This window comes from Arenibacter antarcticus, assembly GCF_041320605.1.
Classification (GTDB): domain Bacteria; phylum Bacteroidota; class Bacteroidia; order Flavobacteriales; family Flavobacteriaceae; genus Arenibacter; species Arenibacter antarcticus.
Window position 1 is genome coordinate 687132 of record NZ_CP166679.1, and the last position, 20799, is coordinate 707930.

15 protein-coding genes are annotated in these 20799 nt (G+C 40.3%); 3 read left to right on the plus strand and 12 right to left on the minus strand.

Annotation, left to right across the window (positions count from 1 at the left end):
- Positions 1–3: 3 nt before the first annotated feature.
- The 6 genes from KCTC52924_RS02940 to KCTC52924_RS02965 form a co-directional block, all read right to left on the minus strand.
- Complete coding sequence (locus KCTC52924_RS02940) at positions 4–993, minus strand: type IX secretion system membrane protein PorP/SprF (RefSeq protein ID WP_285903411.1); 990 nt, start codon at positions 991–993, stop codon at positions 4–6.
- An 8-nt stretch (positions 994–1001) separates the two neighbouring features.
- A complete protein-coding gene (locus KCTC52924_RS02945; protein ID WP_251808918.1) occupies positions 1002–5957 on the minus strand; it encodes a Calx-beta domain-containing protein in 4956 nt (1651 codons plus the stop codon).
- Positions 5958–6251: 294 nt separating this feature from the next.
- Positions 6252–8843 (minus strand): gliding motility-associated C-terminal domain-containing protein, encoded by a 2592-nt coding sequence (locus tag KCTC52924_RS02950; protein ID WP_251808917.1) that lies wholly within the window; start codon positions 8841–8843, stop codon positions 6252–6254.
- 148 nt (positions 8844–8991) lie between these two features.
- Positions 8992–9876, minus strand: a complete 885-nt coding sequence (fabD, locus tag KCTC52924_RS02955; protein ID WP_251808916.1) for an ACP S-malonyltransferase — start codon at positions 9874–9876, stop codon at positions 8992–8994.
- A gap of 301 nt (positions 9877–10177) precedes the next feature.
- Complete coding sequence (locus tag KCTC52924_RS02960; protein ID WP_251808915.1) at positions 10178–10687, minus strand: gamma carbonic anhydrase family protein; 510 nt, start codon at positions 10685–10687, stop codon at positions 10178–10180.
- Between the two features lie 217 nt (positions 10688–10904).
- Positions 10905–11897, minus strand: a complete 993-nt coding sequence (locus KCTC52924_RS02965; protein WP_251808914.1) for a type IX secretion system membrane protein PorP/SprF — start codon at positions 11895–11897, stop codon at positions 10905–10907.
- Between the two features lie 118 nt (positions 11898–12015).
- On the opposite strand from KCTC52924_RS02965, the gene KCTC52924_RS02970 reads away from it, so the two are divergent.
- The 3 genes from KCTC52924_RS02970 (at position 12016) to KCTC52924_RS02980 (ending at position 14182) form a co-directional block, all read left to right on the plus strand.
- Complete coding sequence (locus KCTC52924_RS02970) at positions 12016–12918, plus strand: NifU family protein (RefSeq protein ID WP_251808913.1); 903 nt, start codon at positions 12016–12018, stop codon at positions 12916–12918.
- Between the two features lie 68 nt (positions 12919–12986).
- Entirely contained in the window at positions 12987–13187 is a 201-nt protein-coding gene (locus KCTC52924_RS02975; RefSeq protein WP_251808912.1) for a dodecin family protein, read from the plus strand.
- A gap of 170 nt (positions 13188–13357) precedes the next feature.
- A complete protein-coding gene (locus tag KCTC52924_RS02980) occupies positions 13358–14182 on the plus strand; it encodes a mechanosensitive ion channel family protein (protein WP_251808911.1) in 825 nt (274 codons plus the stop codon).
- Here the strand turns inward: KCTC52924_RS02980 and tsaB are convergent.
- The 6 genes from tsaB to KCTC52924_RS03010 are packed head-to-tail and all read right to left on the minus strand — an operon-like array spanning position 14179 to position 20606.
- Positions 14179–14850, minus strand: a complete 672-nt coding sequence (tsaB, locus tag KCTC52924_RS02985; protein ID WP_251808910.1) for a tRNA (adenosine(37)-N6)-threonylcarbamoyltransferase complex dimerization subunit type 1 TsaB — start codon at positions 14848–14850, stop codon at positions 14179–14181. The two genes, KCTC52924_RS02980 and tsaB, sit on opposite strands and share 4 nt — an antisense overlap.
- An 18-nt stretch (positions 14851–14868) precedes the next feature.
- Positions 14869–16209 carry a TolC family protein gene (locus KCTC52924_RS02990; RefSeq protein ID WP_251808909.1) on the minus strand — a complete coding sequence of 447 codons (1341 nt, stop codon included), beginning with the start codon at positions 16207–16209 and terminating at the stop codon, positions 14869–14871.
- 37 nt (positions 16210–16246) lie between these two features.
- The gene (locus KCTC52924_RS02995; RefSeq protein ID WP_251808908.1) at positions 16247–17389 is read right to left on the minus strand and encodes an efflux RND transporter periplasmic adaptor subunit; all 1143 of its coding nucleotides are present in this window, start codon (positions 17387–17389) and stop codon (positions 16247–16249) included.
- 29 nt (positions 17390–17418) lie between these two features.
- Positions 17419–18681, minus strand: coding sequence for an ABC transporter permease (locus KCTC52924_RS03000; protein WP_251808907.1), 1263 nt, complete (start codon positions 18679–18681; stop codon positions 17419–17421).
- Between the two features lies 1 nt (position 18682).
- The gene (locus tag KCTC52924_RS03005) at positions 18683–19912 is read right to left on the minus strand and encodes an ABC transporter permease (RefSeq protein ID WP_251808906.1); all 1230 of its coding nucleotides are present in this window, start codon (positions 19910–19912) and stop codon (positions 18683–18685) included.
- Entirely contained in the window at positions 19905–20606 is a 702-nt protein-coding gene (locus KCTC52924_RS03010; RefSeq protein ID WP_251808905.1) for an ABC transporter ATP-binding protein, read from the minus strand. The genes KCTC52924_RS03005 and KCTC52924_RS03010 overlap by 8 nt, the downstream gene beginning before the upstream one ends.
- Positions 20607–20799: the final 193 nt, after the last annotated feature.

Here is a 20799-nt window from a genome sequence, read left to right on the forward strand (position 1 = left end):
ATATTAGAAAAACCTGGGACTATCAATCTGCTTAGGTTTCCCATTTGATTCGCGCTTCTTGTCTTTCAAATCTTTAGATCCACCTTTCCCTAAATAAAATTTTAAGATTACCTCGTGTGAACCTTGACTATAGTCTCCTAATCCATTGGTATTATAATCATAGGAATATCCCAAAAACAAACCGCTAGATATTTGTAATCCCGCTAATCCACTAACAGCATTTTCCCATCTATAGGATGCTCCCAAGGTAACTATATCATTAATTAAAAAATTGGTGGATAGGTTTACATTTAGGGGGGCACCATTTAGGTAATTGACCAAAAATGCAGGTTTAAATTTTAAACCCTCCGACAATTCAAATATATACCCTCCAATAAAATTAAACTGGACCTTATCTTCCACAATATTGGCCACCTCATCTGCATAAATACCGTTGGTCAGAAAATTGGGTACGGACAGACCGAAATACCAATTTTGCTGATACATGAACATCCCGGCTCCAATGGTTGGGTAAAATTTATTAAAAGTATCCTGTCCATTTAATAAGGGTTCATTAGGGTTTTCAAAATCACCTTTGGAATAATCCACATCTAGGAGCGATCCTCCTGCGTCTATTCCAAAAGACAACTTGGTCTCATCCGATAATTTCACTTGAAACGAATAGGCGAAATCTATATAGGTTTGGGAAGTAGGCCCCAATTGGTCGCTAACAACATTAAGTCCCAACCCGTGCTTTTCATTCGCAAGGGGAACATTTGCACCAAACCTTAGGGTTCTAGGCGCACCGGGAATTCCAGACCATTGCACCCTATACAGTCCAGTAATATCCGGTGTTTCTACCGAACCAACATAGGCGGGATTAAAACTTCCAATATTATACATATATTGGGTGTATTGGGGTTCCTTCTGCCCATAACCCATCAGGGTAGCCAACAACAAAAGCCCAGAACACCAGGCTTTCCAATATCGTATACTATTAACTCTGTAGTGCATAGGTTTTATCATCTAATGATTTGGAGCCAACCCTTTTTAATGGCCGTCCCATCTCCAAGATTAAGTATATAAAAATAAGTTCCTTTTGGTAAATCACCATTTTTACCTGTCCCCCTCCAAGAATTATCGTAGCCACTTTGGGCAAAGACCTCATTTCCATAACGATCATAGACCTGAAGGGTATTATTAGGGTATTGCTCGATACAGTTTATAACTAACATATCATTATCACCGTCTCCATTGGGCGAAATCATATTAAAAATAAATCCACATTCGTTTGTAGACCGTGCTACTACCGTTACGGTCACCGTAGCGGTGTTATTAGTGGTATTTCCGTCTTCGGGAAAGCTGTCTACCATGGAAGCAATATTCTGAAAACTGCCTTGCTGTGGCACAGTAGCTACAATGGTAAGCGTATTCACCTCATCGCCCATTATTTCGTCCAATTGCCACACTCCGGCAACTTCATCATAGTTACCCTTGGTAACGCTGCTACTCACGTATACAAATCCTAATCCAGGATTTATAAGCTCGTTTACCCTCACATTGGTCACCATAATGGAGCTTAGGTTTGTCAGAGTAATGGTAAAGGTTATATTCTGACCTACCAATTGGGTCTCTTTATCCACTGTTTTTACAATTTCTAGATCAACTAGGCAGGTATCGGAAATATTGGGAACACAGGGATTGTCATTAGCGGGATCTAATTGATCCACTACCCCATCATTATCGGCATCCAAAATATTGGATTCCAGGGCATCTATTATTCCATCCCCATCCGTGTCTATTGGATTCGTAATATCCGGACCTACTTCTACACCATCGCTTATTCCGTCCCCGTCCGTATCGGGATTATTTGGATCTAGTCCTAGTACTAACTCATCCCTATCAAACAGACCATCCCCATCAGTATCTACCAAGCAGTTGCTTACCGAGATGGTAACGTCTACACTTATATTCACACAAGGGGCAACGGCGGAGTTGGTAGTAAACCTAAACACATAATCCCCGTCAGCAACGCCTTCAAAATTCACATTATTATCTGCCGCTATACTCACCGTACCCGGAGGAGTACCTACAACGCTCCATACCCCAGTAGCTAGTCCATTTATCCTTGTATTATCCAAGTCTATGGTTGTAGGGCCTTCGCCTGCAATACTACAGGCAAAGGTATTTTCGGTAGTACCGACAACTAAAGGAGCTTCAACGGTAACAGTAACTGCAACCCTACCTGTAACACAGCCGTTAGCGGTAGCTTCTACATAATAGACTGTTGTAGCTGTATTATTTGGGGTCGTAAAACTACTGCCCTGCCCAAGGGGAGTTGTAGCTATATTAGACGAATACCAAAATAAGCTGCCGTCATCCGACGCCGATGCGGTAAGGGTTGCCTGTCCCGAGCCACAAATAGATGCTCCCGTGGTCTCCAGTATTTCAGGAGGGCTGTTCTGTACCAAGGTGACCTCTAATGGCGGACTCACACAACCAGTCCCAGAATTATAAAGATAGCCATAGAAGGTAGCAGAAATACTTACAATGCTACTGGCTAATCTGGCGTTTAAATTAGCGAAATCATCACTACTACTCCAAATTAAAGCAAAACCTAAGGGGATATCGCTACTGTTATAGGCATTTAGATCCTGACTGAAGTCCTCACAAAATACAGTGGAAGTATCAACATTCATCAATGGTGCCTCTATACAGTTATCGTTGTCTGTTATAGTACCGATTCCTACTCCCTTGTCAATTTGTGCAAAACCGGTGGCATTGGTTAGATTCACAAAAAAAGTTTCCGTGCCCTCAGCGACATTATCATCAATTATTTCCACAGTTATGAGCCGCTCCTCCCCATCAAACCCTAAGAACGCAAGTGGAGGAAATGAGGTGCTTCTATAATCGATACCTGCTATAGCTGTATTATTGACAGTGGTATAGCTTACAATAGTCCCCCCTAAAACAGCTCCATTTAAAGTGACTGTAAAGATTGCATTCCCACCACCTTCACTAATTGTTATGTTGTTAATGGAAACCCCAGCGGTATCATCACTTGCAATATTTACTATGGCCCGGTTAGGTGCTCCAATACTATAACCACTTCCTGGATCTAGAGCGACAAACACGGTTTCAATATTGGCCTCCACCTCGGTATCATTGATTGGTGTGACGGTTATAGTACTGCTTATTTGGTTGGGGGATATAGACACAGTTCCGGAAAGTGGAATATAATCGGAGCCTGATGTGGCCGTCCCACCTTGATCGGTATAGTTTATTACTATATCATTTCCTGTAGTATTCGGTGTATTCAGTCGTACGTCAAGAACTCCTGATGTAACTGGATTTTCCGTTGCATTTGGACTTGTAGCCGTGATAGATGCTGTGTAGCTGTCATCGTTTACAATGGTACCCTGTGCCGTTTGGTTCCCAATGACATACCCAAAACTGGGAGTGTTTAAGGTAACTGTAAAGGTTTCATTAGGTTCCACGGCAAGGTCTCCATTGACATTTATAACAATTGGAACGGTTGCAGCACCAGCAGGGAAGGTAACTTGACCAGAAGGAAAAGTCCCACCAACAAAATCGCTTCCACTTGCGGCATTACTACCACTTGGTGTAACAGTATAGTTTACAGTTGCGGGGGAAGTTGGAACTCCAGTACGTGTTGCTGTGAAATTAAAGGCCGTAGCACCTGGATTCCCTTCATTAAACGCCAAGTTACCACCTATAGATATGGTATTAGCATCATCGTTGGTTATGGTACCCTGTGCAACAATTCTAGTACCAAGCCCATATCCCGAACCGGGCGTGCTGAGGGTTACTGTAAAGGTTTCATTGGGTTCCACCTGGGTATCGCCGTTAACACTGACAACAATGCTAGCGGAGGTCTCCCCGACAGGAATTACCAACGCTATATCAGTTGGAAGTGTGTTACCAAAAAAATCAGATGCATTGGCTGGATTTGTTGGACCAGCAGTCACACTATAATTTACCGTTACAGCTGCGGTGGTACTCCCTGTACGCGTAACGGTAAATGCAAAAGCCGTTGTACCGGAATTGCCTTCCTCGACAACCACGTCTGGCCCTATAGTTATTATTTCGTTGTCATCGTTAAGAATTGTGCCCTGTGCCGTTGCCGTGCCTAAAATATAGCCTGTACTTTGATTACTAAGGGTCACCGTGAAAGTTTCGTCTTGCTCTACGGTAGAATCGCCATTTACATTTATGGTAATTGTGACCGTTGACGAGTTCGCTGGGAAATCTACCTGAGCAGTGGGAAAGGCGTTTCCAACAAAATCATTAGCAGTGGCAGCAACGCCTAGGCCACCTGTACCTGCAACAGTATACGTAACACTAGCAGCTAAGCTTGTATCTCCAGTTCGTGAGACTATAAAGTTAAAGGAATTAGGACCCGAACTACCCTCGTTTTGGGATACATCGTCCCCAATGGTTATTACATTGCTGTCGTCATTAGTAATAGTACCGATCGCAGTAGCTGTTCCGATACTCGTATTAACAGGATTTAATAGGGTTACAGTAAAAGTTTCGTCGGGTTCTGCATTAATATCACCGCTAACATTAATCGTAATTGTAGCGGTATCAACTCCATCTGCAAAACTCACAGTACTAGAAGGAAAGGCGCCACCAAAATCCGCCGTATCGGCCGGACTAGTTCCACTCCCCGTTACCACAAAATCGGCACTAGCAAGACCAGTGAGATTTCCGGTACGGGTAACACCAAAAACAAACGCAGTAGCAGCTGCATCGCCCTCGTCCAATGTGATAGGACCGTCAAGCGAAATGCCACTATCGTCATTTTCAATAGTTCCAATGGCCGCAGTAGTGCCTAGATTTATAGTTGCAGGAAAAGGATTGCTAATTGTTACTGTAAAGGTTTCATTCGGCTCCAGATCAAGGTCGCCATTTACAGTTATGCTAATGGTAGCGGTCCCCACTCCATCTAAAAAATTCGCAGTACCAGAAATAGGAACTGTCCCCCCATCAAAATCGGCTGCATCGGCAGAGCCAACCGTTACCGCATAGTCTACGCTGGCAGCACCAGATAGATCCCCGGTACGCGTAAGGCCAAAATTAAATGCCGTGGGATTGGTATTCCCCTCAGGCTGTGAGATAGGGCCATCCAGCGAAATCTCACTATCATCATTTAGAATGGTATAGGTAGTAGTACTAGGCTCCGTAATAAAAATAGGATCTCCGGAGCTAACAGTGATGTTTAGTATTATTGTTTCATCTAGCTCAACATCTGTATCGTTTAATATTGTTAGATTTGGCACTTCAATCCCTGTAGCTAGTGTACCATCATAGACACCTGCGGGGATATTCACTACTTGTGGACTTGGGAAAGTATAGTCTTCCCCTATAGTCGCCGAACCAGTTGCAGTAACAGTAACCGTGGTTGGAGATGCGATTGTACCGTTTACGATTAAAGTAGGCAGATTACCATCTCCAGAATCCTCTAAACCTGAGGCATTGGCCGTTGAAAAGGCCACCGAAGGGTCATTGTCTTGGATGATTATTGTTGCGATATTTTGAGCAGGATTTATTGTGCCATCTGTAGTATTGGTTAGTTCAAGAATTATCGTTTCGTCACCTTCTACCAGAAAATCCTGTCTAACGTTTATATTTACGAATACCTCTGTATCTATTCCTCCAGTAAGGTTAACCGATCTTGAAGGAGGCAATGGATCATAATCCACTCCTTCGGTAGCTGTCCCATCAACACTAAAGGAAACAATGACATCGCCCCCTAATGTGCCAGAAGAATATATTCTAAATTGTCCATGTATTGGTCCTTCTTCTGAAGCAATAAGGTCAACAGCCTCAATAGAGATAATTTGCCCCTGCGCAACCGCTCCAAAAAGCAAGAAAATTGCACTCAGCCATAGCGATTTATAGTCTCTAATTGTGAAACGAAGGGAAATTGCATTATGCAGGCTATTCATTTTCATAATTGGTGGTATCACTAAACAAGTTCGAATTTTGAGGTCAATATTCACTAAATAGGTCTATCAATATTACTAAAAAAACAGTCCTTCTCCTTAAGAAACAGGGTTAACTATGAATTTATCAGATTAACGGTAAATTGCAGCCAGACATCAATTGAATAATTATTTATTTCGAAAATCACCACTTAATCCCGTGAGTAGAAGTGTTGTCAAAATAACTACAATAAAATGGTGCCCAACAGTACAATTGGGTACCCATATAAATTAATTTTTGCTAAAATAAAATAAGCTCGAATTTTATTGGCCCATAATTTGTATCCAGCCTTTTTTGATTTCCGTACCGTCACCGAGATCCAAAAAATAAAAATAGGTTCCTTTAGGGAGAAGTCCATTTTTACTCATTCCACCCCAAGAATTATCATATCCCCGAACAGAATACACCTTGTTGCCGTAGCGATCGAAGATCTCAAGTAAATTATTAGAAAATTGTTCTATGCAATTTATCGTCAGACGATCATTAACACCATCCCCATTTGGGGAAATCTGGTTAAACATATACCCACAGGCATTCACAGATCTAGTCCCAACAGTGACAGTAACCGTGGCTGTATTATTGGCTTTATTAATATCTACAGGCTGGGAGGCCACCAAGGCAGCGGTATTTTGAAATGTCCCTTCCTCTAAAACACGAACGCGAATTTCCAAAGTGTTTATCTCTTCCTTAGCAATTTCAGAAAGCTCCCATACCCCCATCTCAACATCATATATTCCACTAGAAACGGTGTGCGAAAGATATTCAAAGCCTAAAAAGGAATCTATGAGATCATTGACCACTACATCCATTCCATCCAATACACTTAAATTATAGAGAACAACTGTAAAATTAATCTGTTCTCCTATTATAGGATTAGTGTTATCTACCTCTAATTCCACCGCAAAATCAATTCCACATTCTGCAGATGCATTCGGAATACAGGGGTCATCATTGGCTGGATCTTTTTGATCTACCACCCCATCATTATCGGCATCCAGGATATTGGATTCCAACGCATCTATAATACCATCACCATCTTCATCAAGGGGATTGTTTATGTCCGGCCCTACTTCAACACCATCATTTATACCGTCGCCGTCCGTATCAGGATTGTTCATATCGGTACCAAGCACTACTTCCTCCCCATCCAATAGGCCATCATTATCAGCGTCCAGTATACATTCACTCACAGCAACGTTTAGGTCAACACTTACATTTTGGCAAGGACCACTGGCCGTAGTGGTCGTAAACCGAAACACATAACTGCCGTCCAAAGCTCCTAAAAAATTTACTAAATTCCCAGCCCCTATCAATATATTACTTGGCGGTGTACCAACAACAGACCAAACCCCTGAAGCACCTCCAGATCGTGTATTGTCTAGATCTAAACTTGTATTTCCATTAGCTGCTATGCTACATACTGAAGTGTTGGTGATAGTACCCGTCATAGGCACATCCAATACAGTGACTCTGACCCCTACCCGGGCTGAAGCACAGCCATTGGCAGAAGCTTCTACGAAGTAATCCTTATTCTGATCTACATTAGGCGTTTCAAAATTACTTCCTTCTCCCAACACCGTATTACTGGTAGCGGAATCAAACCAAAATAAACTCCCCCCTTCACTTGTGGAAGCGCTTAAATTAGCAGTTCCCGGACCACAAATCTCTGTAGGCACCGTACCTATAACCTGGGGCGTTTCACTCAGAACCAAACTAATTTCCAATGGGGGACTATTACAATTTGACTCAGCATGATAAAAGAATCCATAGAAAGTTGCCGAAAAATTTACAATAGAGCCGGATAGATGTGCCCTAGTATTGGAAAAATCACTACTACTACTCCAGATCAAAACTGTTCCAGAAGGTATGGGGCTGCCATTATATTCATTTAAATCTTGGCTAAATGTTTCACAAAACACGGTAGCCAAATTAGGATTTACCTTAGGGGCAACCTCTCCCGCCGGGCAGCTAAAATCATCATCCCTATTAATTACTGTTACCGTCTTGTTGGGTACGTCTTCATAATCATCATCACTATCCTTTATTCCAATCGTTATTACATAGGTAATGGAACCATCCATAACCTCATCATTTACCGGTATTACCCTTACTATTTGAGGGGTGTCCCAATTATTCCGCTTAAACTTTATTTCGTCCTTGGAAACCCTCCCTTCTGAAGTATCGCCCGAAATTATGAATAGGGTAACGTCATCTGAAGGCCTAGTTGTCAATACAATACTCAATTCTACATCTTCCCCACCCTCCATTGTACTGACCATTAGTGGATCTACCGAAAAATCGGCAAAATCATCATCTTCATTGGCAAGCGCTACATCGGCAATATCGTCAGCGTCCAAATTATCATATCGTTTATCTTTGGAATCAATTTTTCCTGTAATAATCCTATAACTGACGGTCCCATCCACAATATCATCATCCACACCTGTTACGATGACATTTTGAGGAATATTCCAATCCGATTTTTTAAAAGTTACATCTTTAACTTCTATAGTTCCTTCGGACTCGTCACTGCTTTTTAAATCGATTGTCACTTTATCACTAGGTTCGGAAGTGAGAACAATTGTGAAGAACGCTGTACGCCCAGATTCATTTGTATTCCTGCTAATAGCGCTTACAGATACGCCCGCTCCTTCCTGAAAAAAGATAATCTTCCTATCAGTTGAAGAGATATTCTCAGGAAACCCTTTTGTGGTTTCAAATGCATATACAACCTTATGATTCTTAGGTGGTGCTATTTCGAAAGCGCATAGCGGCGCACAACAAAATAGGAATAAAAACAAGTATTTTAGTCCTAATGCGCAATGAACCAAACCATGGTTTACATATTTTCTCATGAGCCAACTGTAGGTGTAATTTTAAGGTGAACAGCAGGTTTAAATCAATGAAGAATTTGGGCAACTAATTATACGCACCCTAATTCACTGGAATTAACATAATCCATTATAAAACTAACTCAATCGAATTTTAAAAATTAGAGTAGATTTAATCCAAATTGGCAGATTGTGTTTCTGCAGCGGGATGGATTTTTTTCACCAATCCTTGCAACACTTTTCCTGGTCCAATTTCAGTAAAGTGGGTAGCGCCATCGGCTATCATTTGCTGCACACTTTGCGTCCATTTTACAGGTGCTGTAAGCTGGGCAATAAGATTTTCTTTAATTTCATCGGGATCTGTAACTGCGGTAGTGGTGACATTCTGATACACTGGACAACTTGGGACACTAAACACGGTATTTTTAATGGCCGCGGCCAATTCCTCACGAGCCGGCTCCATTAAAGGGGAATGAAAAGCACCACCAACAGGAAGCACTAAAGCTCTTCTGGCACCGGCTTCCTTTAATCTATCACAGGCTTCGTTAATAGCTGCCACCTCCCCAGAAATCACTAATTGTCCTGGACAATTGTAATTGGCAGGGACCACAATTCCGGCTATTTCTGCACATATTTTTTCTACAATCGCATCTTCCAGACCTAAAACTGCAGCCATGGTACCCGGCTGTAATTCGCATGCTTTCTGCATTGCCAGTGCGCGTTGTGACACCAACATTAGGGCGTCCTCAAAACTCAAGGTGCCATTGGCCACCAAGGCTGAAAATTCACCCAATGAATGTCCGGCGACCATATCAGGAGCAAAACTGTCGCCCATAATCTTTCCTAAAATTACCGAATGTAAAAATATGGCAGGTTGAGTAACCTTGGTCTCTTTTAAATCTTCGGCTGTGCCTTCGAACATTAAGTCCGTTATGGAAAAACCTAAAATACCGTTGGCTGACTCGAACATCTTTTGTGCCAAGGGATATTTTTCGTAAAGATCTAACCCCATACCTACAAATTGCGCTCCCTGTCCCGGATATATATATGCTTTCATATTTTTTTAATTATCGATTTATATTAGTGAATTAGAATCAATACCAACGGCCGAATGGACCTAAGGTTTATTCCAATTATTCATTTTCAAATGCAAAAATAGGATTATTTGACGTATACGCCTTAAAAATGAAAGTTCAGTTGACCTAGACCACCTAACTTATGCGTAAAATTCATCTGATTTGTCCAAATACCCACTTAGGGCTTAAACAAGACAGAATAATTTTATGTCCCACAATTAAAGGAGGCAAAAATCTCAATTAAATAAAAAGTCATTTTATGAATAAGTTACCTATGGAGGTTTATTCTTTATACCAACTAGAATACGTCACATAATTGTCTGCGATCCTGTTTACCTCTCCCTCACTTAATTCCACATTAATATCCTTTATCTTTTTTGCTGGCATCCCTGCAAAAACAGTTCCAGAGGGCACATGGGTCCCTTTAGTAAGCACTGCCCCAGCTGCAATAATGCTATTGCTTTCCACAACACAATCGTCCATGACAATACTTCCCATACCAATTAAAACGTTGTCATGAATGGTACAACCGTGCACAATGGCATTGTGACCAATAGAAACATTATTACCTATAGTAGTTGGGGATTTTAAATAGGTGCAATGGATCACCGCCCCATCTTGTACGTTTACCTTATTGCCCATTTTTATAAAATGAACATCGCCGCGTATCACCGCATTGAACCATACACTACACTGACTTCCCATACTGACATCGCCAACAATCGTGGCATTCTCCGCTATATAGCAGTCTTCCCCCATATGAGGTGACTTCCCATTTATTGTTTTAATCATATTTGATTTTTTAGTTCCTTCTTTTCAATCGGAAAAGATGCTACGAAAATTGTACTGACCGCCTTTAAAGGAATTGTATTTCCTTGTTTTTCTAATATCTATAGTACAAAACTATTCAAAAAAAAATTGTAGTTTTCTTTAGTTGGCTAAGAAACATCTAAATGCTTTTTACAGGAGAGAAAAGTTGTAAAAAATGGCAGATAATTTTACTGCTGACCTAATAATTCACTGCAGGACACTTACAATCGTAGCGTTTTTCTTTTTGCCCAAAATCATAGCCCAGAGTTATTTGATGAAATCCTCCATCATTGAACCTTAGGTCGCCCATCTGATAAGAATAATTGTAGGAAACCATAAAGTTATTATAATTGACTCCTACTATGGGAGTTATTAGCTGCAAGCGTTGTTCCCCAGTAGCTGTAGCCGTTTGGTACTCTGCCCCATCCAAACTTCTACGATAGGAAATTCCGCCCCACACGGTTCCAAAACCGACCGCTTTATAGGCCTTTAAATTAACATCTATGGCACTTTCCTTTGTAAATTCAGTGTGCTGAAACAACAGAGAAGGCTCTAATTGCCAATCTCCTTTGCCAAACACATATCCAGCGGAAATGAGGTATTTCCTTAGGTTGGTGGATTCTACCGCAGAATAAAGATCCCTACCCCGTCCCAGTAAGTTGTGTACAGCAACATGGGTATAGAATTCCAGAAAATTATAGGACATTCCCAAATCCATATTAAAATAACTCACACTATTTCTAGAACCAGTTACCAAGGGATCGGGAATTACCGAAACAAACCCTGTTTCATCCAAGGTACTTTGTTGCATCCCTGCACTTAACCCAAAAGACAATTGATTAAGGCTGCGAAAATCTCCCCCCAACTGCAAGTGATGGGCATAGCTAAGTTTTAGTCCGGTTTGAGAATGGTAGCCATTGGCATCATTATAAAAAATAGCACCAATACCACTTCGTTCTCCCACCCTTAAGTGGGCATTAAGAGTTTGTAAATTAGGAGCTTCATCTACGTTGAACCATTGTTTCCTAACAGTAGCCCTTATTTTACCGCCTTCCCCAATCCCGGCCATAGAAGGATACACCAAATAATAGTTGTCAGATAAATAATCAAAATAGACGGGGACACCTTCTTGTGCATAGGATTTTGAACCTAACGCAATAAAAGAAAGTAAAATCAATAAATAATGTTTCATTTAGGAAGTGGGGTCAGTTATCATCTTCGTCCAAATATAAACATTAACGGCTAAAACACTAACATATTATATGGACTATAACTTAGAAATCCTTCGTACTTTTGTAAAAAATATTTATATGAAGGAGTTTATAATTACGGTGGTCCCGACAAATAATCCGGCGATCTTAAAATTTGAAACCAATCATTTCATTACTCAGAACCAGAATTACGAGTTTAAAAACATAGATGAGGCCACGAATTCGCCTTTGGCACAACAATTATTTTATCTGCCTTTTGTAAAGACGGTATATATTGCAGGGAATTTTATTGGGCTGGAACGCTACAATATTGTGGAATGGGACGATGTAAAAGAGAGTGTTGCCCAACAGTTGACAGATTACTTAAATGCTGGTGAAGTAGTGGTAAAAGAGGAAGAAAACAAAAAAAAGGTAGCAGTGACCGTTTATGCGGAAGTTACCCCAAATCCTTCGGTAATGAAATTCGTTACCAACAAAAAGATAGTCCCTACGACCTTCGAATTCAAAAATATTGACGAGGCGAAGGAATCTGATTTGGCAAAACATTTATTCACCTTACCATTTGTAAAAGAAGTTTTCTTTGATGAAAATTACGTATCCATAAACAAGTATGATGTGGTGGAATGGGACGAAATTACTTCTTCCCTACGAGAGACTATACGGGATTTTATTGCAAATGGCAATGAAGTTGTATCCGCAAGCAGCCTACAGAAACAAAGAACAGATGCACCATCTTCTAAAATGGAGGATGCTGACCTGGACGATACCTCAAAGCAGATTATCGATATTCTAGAAGAATATGTGAAACCTGCGGTTGCTTCTGACGGAGGAAACATACTTTTTAAATCTTATGACGAAGACACCAAAACCGTAAATGTAATTTTACAGGGCGCATGTAGTGGTTGCCCATCATCTACTTATACCTTGAAAAATGGAATTGAAACCATGCTCAAAAATATGATGGGTGACAAAGTAAATGAAGTGGTAGCCTTAAACGGCTGATTTTCAACCAACATATAAGGCGTATTGTTTTTTTTCGTTAACTTTAAGAAAATCTAAATTTCTAAATTATGGCAATCTTAAAAGTTATTGAGGTACTAGCAAATTCTAAGGACGGTTGGGAAGATGCGGCGAAGAACGCTGTGGAACAAGCTTCAAAAACCGTTAAAAACATTCGCTCGGTATATATTAAAGAGCAAAGTGCCACTGTAAAGGATGGAAAATTGACGGATTACCGTGTAAACGTAAAGATCACCTTTGAGGTGAGTTAATTTTATTGTGTTTCCAATCAACAAGCGCCATTAATTGGCGCTTTTTTTATATCCCCTACAGTGGGGAAACTTTTCAGAAACGGTAGTACTCAACAATATTAACAATTGTTTAGACCGTATTTTTTGGAGACCTATTGGATTTTATTTTTTTTTGTTAAAAATTTAAACTTATGGATACGATTACCAACTATGAAGAACATTGGGATCAGGCAGTAGCATTTCTGTGGAAAGCCTTACCCAGCTTAGGCATGGCCATTATTGTCTTTTTTATTGGCTCTTGGGTCATTAAAATCATCAATCGCTTAGTGCGTAAATTCTTTGAAAAGGCCGAATACGACCCTTCCTTGGAGAGTTTCTTAAAAAGCTTTATAAGCATTGGGCTTAAAATAATGCTCTTTGTTATTGTAATCACCCAGCTGGGAGTTCAATCCGGTTCCTTAATCGCTATTATAGGTGCTGCCGGACTTGCCGTTGGTCTGGCCCTACAGGGATCCTTAGCCAATTTTGCGGGGGGTGTCCTAATATTGTTATTTAAACCCTTTAAAGTGGGAGATTGGATATCCGCACAGGGAGTGGACGGTAGCGTTAAGGAAATTTCCATATTCACTACCAAGCTAAGTACTGCTGGAAATCAAATTGCCATTATACCTAACGGCCAACTATCCAACAACAATATTATTAATTATAACGCCCAAAATACACGAAGGGACAATATAACTGTGGGAATTGGCTACAGCTCCAACATTAAAAAGGCTAGAGAAATACTGTTGCAGATATGCGCTGAAGACGAAAACATTCTAAAAGATCCAGCGCCCCAAGTTTTCGTCGCAGAATTAGGAGATAGCTCTGTTAACCTATCATTGCGATTCTGGACAGAAAACAGTCTGTTCTGGGCTGCACATTTCCACGTAATGGAGGAGCTAAAACTTAGGTTTGACGATGCGGAAATTGAAATACCATTCCCACAAAGAGTACTTTACAACAAACAAGGTTAAGATTTCTTGCCCTGCAGAATAAAATTCTTCAAATAATACGGTTCAAAGTAGGCGACATTTTCAAAGTTGCCTGCTTTGAACTTTTTATAGGATAGCTCCCCCATTTCAAGCGCCGTTGGTAAGGTGGTTATAAACGTAAAATTGGGATGGTCCAATATACCCTTACATTTTTCCGCTCCGTCTCCGATCAAAAGCACTGAACCTTCTTCCGCATAAGCCATAAAATGGTCCTTCTCAATAATTTCGGCCTTGGTTTCCCTTACCTGAACCCGAGACGAGTTGAAAATGGCTGAATACACTTCCATTCTCCTAGCATCGAGGAGAGGAATAATATAATTATGATGTTTTGAGTTACCCTGTGCAGCTAAACTTTCCAAGGTAGACACCGAAATTAAGGGCAGGTCTAAGGAGAAGCACAATCCCTTGGCTGCAGACACCCCTATCCGCAGTCCTGTATAAGAACCGGGGCCCTTACTGACCGCAATAGCGGATATATCCTTAAAAGACAAGGAAGCCTCTTGCAAAGCTTCCTGTATAAAAATATGTAACTTTTCCGAATGTGAATAATTGGGACTGTTGTCCTCTTTTAAAAGTACCAGCTCCCCATTCTTGGCAATACTCACCGAACAATTGGTGGTTGCCGTCTCCAAATTTAAAATTATCGCCATATAGGCTACAAATATAACTTAATCCAAAGTTATTGGAAGACCAAAATAAAACTCAAGTACCTTTAATCTGAAAATATAGTCGTATTTAGTCCTGATCAATTCTGCTTCCGCATTATCTACACGGGATTGCGCCTGACTAAAGTCGAATGAGTTCATTAAGCCCACATCAAATCGGTCTTTAGAATATTCATACGCCAATCTTCTTGCTTCCAAGGTCTTTTCCGCCGCTTCATAAGCTTTGGCAAAACTGGTGACATCTACATAAGCCTGATTGATATTGGTCTCCAGATCCAATTTGTCTTGCTTTAGCTGCAATCTGGATCTCTCAACACTGATCTTAGCACGTTGAATACCGTTCCTTGTACTAAACCCGTTAAAAACAGGTATGTTTAATTGTAATCCGTATGAAATCCCATCGGTAAGGTACAACTGATCGGAGAAGGGAAGACGCTCGCCTGTAGCAGGATCTCTAAATTCGCTAGAATATTGTGTCCCGTAATTAAAAAAGGCACCCAAGGTAGGATAAACGGCCCCTTTGGCTATTTGAAGGTCTTTTAATGCCAGTTCTACATTGGATAAGGAGAATTTAATATCGTTCCTAAAAGTTTGGGCCTTATCGAAAATCGACTTTGGGGAATTCTCTAAAATATTGGAAGGTGGAATATTAAATTCCTCCTCTGCAATATCAAAATTTTCATAATCGGTAATCTGTAATAACTGCGCCAAGTTAATCCGTGAGATCAAGACTTGGTTCTCTCCATTTACAATTTGCTGTTCCTGATTGGCCAAAGTGGCTTCAATTTCCAATAGATCTCCACTTGGGACCACCCCTGCCGCAATCAATTCCTTGGTTCTCTCCAAGTCTTGCCTGGTTACCGCATATTGGGAGCGAAAAACTTTTAGCGACTCCTTGTTGGACACTACCTGAAGGTAGTTATTGGCGACTGCCAACATAATATCATCCTTTAAATTATCTAATCGGTACTGGTTGGCCAAGGCGTTCAATTTCGCCCTGTTTAATCTATGGATATTCCTAAGACCGTCAAATAGGTTTACAGAAGATCCAAAACCACCAGATGCAGTAGTTATTGTTCCAGTCACTTGCTGGTTTCTAGACTGATCTAGGACAAGACCCGAATTGCCAGTTAACCTTGCATTTATATTAAAATTAGGCAACATGTCGCCAACCGCATCCGATTTATCGATTCTGGAATTTTCCAGATCAAGTTCGTACTGTTCTATCGTTAGGTTATTATCAACGGCATAAAGAACACATTCTTCTAAGGTCCATTTTTTCTCCTGAGCGAACATTATCCCCAAACAGAAAAAAAATATTCCTATAAAACCATTACTTCTCATGTATTGTATGTTTTTGGATTGTTATTACCTATTGATTTTATTTCGATGCTTTTTCATCGTCATCCTCACCTATTTTTATTGGCTCGGTTTTATTCCACACCTTAACCTTATCATTTTCGGTAATCCCAGATACAATTTCTACGTTTACGCCATCGGATATACCAATTTCCACATCCCGTCTTTCAAACTTTTGTTCCTCTACTGCCCCTATCGCTATTTCTACATAGGGTTTATCGGTTTTCTTATCAAATTGCAACAACGCTTCTGGAATAGCCATAACATTCTCTTTCCTTTCCAACACTAAGGAAGCATTAGCACTATAACCAGCCCTAATTAAAAAATCGTCCTCTACGGTCACATCTCCTTCAATCTTAAATTGTACTGCTCCTGCTTCTTCCAATCCTTTTGGCGCAATGAACCTCAGTTTGGCTTCAAATTTTTTATCGTTGATTGCTCCAAGGCTAATTTCCAAGGGCATTCCCAATTCTAATTTTCCAACCTCTCCCTCGTCTACCTTTCCCTCAAAGATCATAATACTTAGATCGGCAATAGTGGCTATGGTAGTACCTTCATTAAAATTATTACTTTGAATCACCTGATCTCCCTCTTTAACAGGAATCTCCAAAACGGTCCCTGAAACAGTGGCCCTAATATTGGTGTTGGCCATAGAAGATCCACCGGCAGAACCGACCCGTATGATCTGGTAATCTGATTGAGCATTTTGCAATTCCAAAACTGCCTGATCATATTGTAATTTTCGGGTATTGAAATCCTGACTAGAAATCACGCCTTTATCAAACAGCGTCTTATTTCTATCGAATTCTATCTTAACATTGTTCAGGGCTATTTCCGCGTTCCTAACCCTACCTTTGGCCTGATTAAGGGATTGCTCATTGGGAACCACCTTAATTCTCGCGATAAGATCTCCGGCTTTCACCTGGACACCCTCATTAAGAAATATTTCATCAATAATCCCGGAAATCTGTGGTTTAATCTCCACCTCATCTTCGGGCACTACTTTTCCAGTCGCTACGGTTTTCTTTTCTATACTGGTCGTTATCGGAGTTTTTACCTCATAGGTTATGGCAGATTTACTGTTCGACTTAACAAAGAAGGCAGCCGCCCAAAGTGCTCCAAGCACCAAAACCCCTATTAGCACATATTTTACTATCTTATTCATTTGTATAACTATTTATTTGTTGGTTTAGTTTATTCTTCTCTTAATGCGTCTATTGGCTTTATACTGACCGCTCGTTGTGCGGGAATTAATCCGATTAAGGTTCCCAAAACCACCATAATACCTAAAGCACCTAATACATAGGGAATAGGTACTGTAGGATTAGAGTATGGAAAATCTAGATCTTGGGTGGCACTGTCTATAAGGCTGAGGACACCTGCTCCTAAAATAATCCCCATAACTCCGGCGATCATAGTAAGAAAAACAGATTCCAATATAATCTGGGCACGTACTTCCCGAGGGGTAGCTCCCAACGCCCTGCGAACACCAATCTCTTTGGTACGTTCTTTTACAGAAATCAGTAGGATGTTCCCGATACCGATTACTCCAGCTAAAATGGTAGCAATACCCACCACAAGTGATAAAAAGGTAAGTCCCTGTGCAAAACCACTTATCCGGCCAAAGACCTCTCCTAGATTAAACGACCCAAATGCCCGTTCGTCTTCCGGATTTACCCGATGGATAGTCTTCAACATAGTTTTAACATTTTCTTCCACTTTTAATACGTCTGCATCGTCATAGGCGGCAATGGAAAACCATCCTACGTTATTCCCACTATTGTATAACTTCTTATAGGTTGAAAATGGAATAAAAATATCCCCATCGTTATCAAAACCACCCCCTTGGGCAAACTTATGTACGCCAACCACCTGAAAAAAGACATTGTCTATCCGGATATATTCTCCGATTGGGACCTCTCCCTTTTCAAATAATTCCTTTTCTGTACGCTCCCCTATAACGCATACTTTTCTTGCCTGTTCAATATCCTCATCATTTATAAATCTTCCGCCGTCGTATATTTTTTTGGTCGCAATTTTAGTATAGACTGGAAAATCGCCATAAACCGAATAACTACCAGATTTTTTTCCTCTTATTATTAAGCCTGGCGAATCGCCAAAGACACCTTTGACGTTCCTGGGCGCTATAAACTCTATTTCCGGAATTCTGTTCTTTAAACGCGTAGCATCCTCCAGCTTTAATTGCAGTGGCCTTCCAGTTTTAAATCCCTCGTAAGGCATACTCGTATTTTGGGCCCATACGAACATACTATTTTTAGCCACACTCTCAAATATCTCTTCAAACCCATTGTCCATCCCTTTTGCCGCTCCAGAGAGAGCTATGTAAATAAAGATGCCCCACAATACACCGATAACGGTAATAATGGTCCTAGTCCTATTTTTTCCAATAGAACCAAAAATCTCTTGCCACGTATTACTATCAAATATAAATCGCATATTATTCGTCTCTTAGGGCTACAATTGGTTTAATTTCGGCTGCTCTTTTTGCAGGGATATAGCCTGCGATGGCTCCAAATAGGACAAGAAGCACCGTAGCGCTTATGGCAAGTGTAATATCTATAAAGGGGTTTGTGATAAAATAATCTTTAAGTTTATCGCCGAGGTAGCTTAGTATGCCTATTCCGATAATCATTCCAATAAACCCAGAAATAGCAGTGATAAAAACGGATTCTAAAAGAATGGATTCTATTACCGCTTTGGGAGTTGCACCCAATGCCTTTCTAATACCCAATTCCTTGGTGCGTTCCTTAACTACAAACACCATTATATTACTGATCCCTATAATACCGGCTATAATAGTTCCAAAGGCAACAAAGGCAACAATTATTTGGAGTACCCGTGCAAATTGCTGATTTTGTTTCAATTGATCTGCCACGTTCCTTATAAAGAGTCCATTTTGATCGTCAGGACTAATATACTTTTTCTCTCTAATAAAACGATCTAGACTCCTGTCTAGGGCCATAGCACCCACATAACCGATTTCTGGCCTAAACCCTACTATAAACTGGTCGATTTTATCTGTATTTTTTTCGATAAGCTGTCTTGTGGTATAGGGCATATAAATCAGTCGCTCCTCATTGTCCCCACCTTCATCCTGAAATACTCCGATGACCATAAAAGCACTCCCGGCTATATCCAAATATTCTCCTATGGCATTTTTACTCCCAAATAGATCCTGCTCTACAAGTCTACCGATGACTACGTATTTGGTTTTATTTTTAATATCCGCATTATTTATAAACCTTCCCTTCATCATGATGGTATTCTCTGCAAATTGATGTGAAGGTGCCACAGCACGGCTTGTGTAATTATTGGATTCATTCTTATATTTCACCAAACCACTCCTTGTAATCCTTGGGGTGGTATATTGCACAAACATGGCGAGATTTTTTTCTATATCCGCCAAATCAGTGTTGTCAAACTCAATTGTCCTATTAGACTTGTATCCCTTATATGGAATAGTGGTCTTCCCTGGGAACACGTAGAGCACATTGGTAGCATCGTCACCAAAGAATTCATTAAAAGTATTGATTAGGCCATTCCCCATACCAAACAGCACCACAAAAATCAAAATACCCAAAGAAACCGTAAAGCCCGATAGGAACGTACGTAGTTTATTCTTTTGAATAGTTTCAAAAATTTCCTTCCAATTATCCCTACTAAACATATTGAGAAGCTCTTACCTGGGTTATTTTTTTGTCTTCTACAATAACCCCATCCTTTAAATGAACAATTCTTTTACACATATTGGCTATATCTGGTTCATGGGTAACGATCAAAATAGTATTCCCCGCATCATTGATCTTTTGGATCAGATCCATAACCTCATAAGAAGTTTTACTATCCAACGCACCTGTTGGCTCATCGGCCAATAATACTTTTGGCTCTGCGGCCATGGCTCTGGCAATGGCAACACGTTGTTTTTGCCCACCGGACAATTCACTTGGCAAATGTTCAGACCATTCTTTTAACCCCACTTGTTCCAAATATTTCAAAGACTTTTCCTGTCGTTCCTTTCTTCCCACTCTCTGGTAGTACAAGGGAAGTGCTACATTTTCCATAGCACTTTTGTAATTGATAAGGTTAAAAGACTGAAAAACAAAACCAAGAAACTTGTTCCTATATTGGGCCGCCTTGGTTTCATTCATATTCTTAATAGGCACACCGTCCAAGGTATAGGATCCCTCATCAAGTACATCGAGCATTCCTAAAATATTGAGGAGTGTAGATTTTCCAGAACCGGAAGATCCCATAATCGCAACCAACTCACCTTCGTCTACAGAAAAATTAATACCTTTTAACACATGGAGGGTATTACTCCCCATCTTATAAGATTTATGTAGGTCTTTTATTACTATCATGTTTTAATTGAATTAGCCAGTTTTGGTTGCATATACAGGTATATGACTCCGAATGCCCTAGGTTGTTACAACAAACTTATGAAAATGATAGTAAATAATTTCAAATATTTGAAAACCAGCCCATTAAATGCATTTTTTTTTATTATTCAATTCCATTTAACCAATGAAAATATATAATTTAGCGATTCACTGC

Coding starts and splice junctions, on each gene's coding strand:
- KCTC52924_RS02940 (WP_285903411.1), bottom strand. CDS start 993: ATGCACTACAGAGTTAATAGTATACGATATTGGAAAGCCTGGTGTTCT.
- KCTC52924_RS02945 (WP_251808918.1), bottom strand. CDS start 5,957: ATGAAAATGAATAGCCTGCATAATGCAATTTCCCTTCGTTTCACAATT.
- KCTC52924_RS02950 (WP_251808917.1), bottom strand. CDS start 8,843: ATGAGAAAATATGTAAACCATGGTTTGGTTCATTGCGCATTAGGACTA.
- fabD (WP_251808916.1), bottom strand. CDS start 9,876: ATGAAAGCATATATATATCCGGGACAGGGAGCGCAATTTGTAGGTATG.
- KCTC52924_RS02960 (WP_251808915.1), bottom strand. CDS start 10,687: ATGATTAAAACAATAAATGGGAAGTCACCTCATATGGGGGAAGACTGC.
- KCTC52924_RS02965 (WP_251808914.1), bottom strand. CDS start 11,897: ATGAAACATTATTTATTGATTTTACTTTCTTTTATTGCGTTAGGTTCA.
- KCTC52924_RS02970 (WP_251808913.1), top strand. CDS start 12,016: ATGAAGGAGTTTATAATTACGGTGGTCCCGACAAATAATCCGGCGATC.
- KCTC52924_RS02975 (WP_251808912.1), top strand. CDS start 12,987: ATGGCAATCTTAAAAGTTATTGAGGTACTAGCAAATTCTAAGGACGGT.
- KCTC52924_RS02980 (WP_251808911.1), top strand. CDS start 13,358: ATGGATACGATTACCAACTATGAAGAACATTGGGATCAGGCAGTAGCA.
- tsaB (WP_251808910.1), bottom strand. CDS start 14,850: ATGGCGATAATTTTAAATTTGGAGACGGCAACCACCAATTGTTCGGTG.
- KCTC52924_RS02990 (WP_251808909.1), bottom strand. CDS start 16,209: ATGAGAAGTAATGGTTTTATAGGAATATTTTTTTTCTGTTTGGGGATA.
- KCTC52924_RS02995 (WP_251808908.1), bottom strand. CDS start 17,389: ATGAATAAGATAGTAAAATATGTGCTAATAGGGGTTTTGGTGCTTGGA.
- KCTC52924_RS03000 (WP_251808907.1), bottom strand. CDS start 18,681: ATGCGATTTATATTTGATAGTAATACGTGGCAAGAGATTTTTGGTTCT.
- KCTC52924_RS03005 (WP_251808906.1), bottom strand. CDS start 19,912: ATGTTTAGTAGGGATAATTGGAAGGAAATTTTTGAAACTATTCAAAAG.
- KCTC52924_RS03010 (WP_251808905.1), bottom strand. CDS start 20,606: ATGATAGTAATAAAAGACCTACATAAATCTTATAAGATGGGGAGTAAT.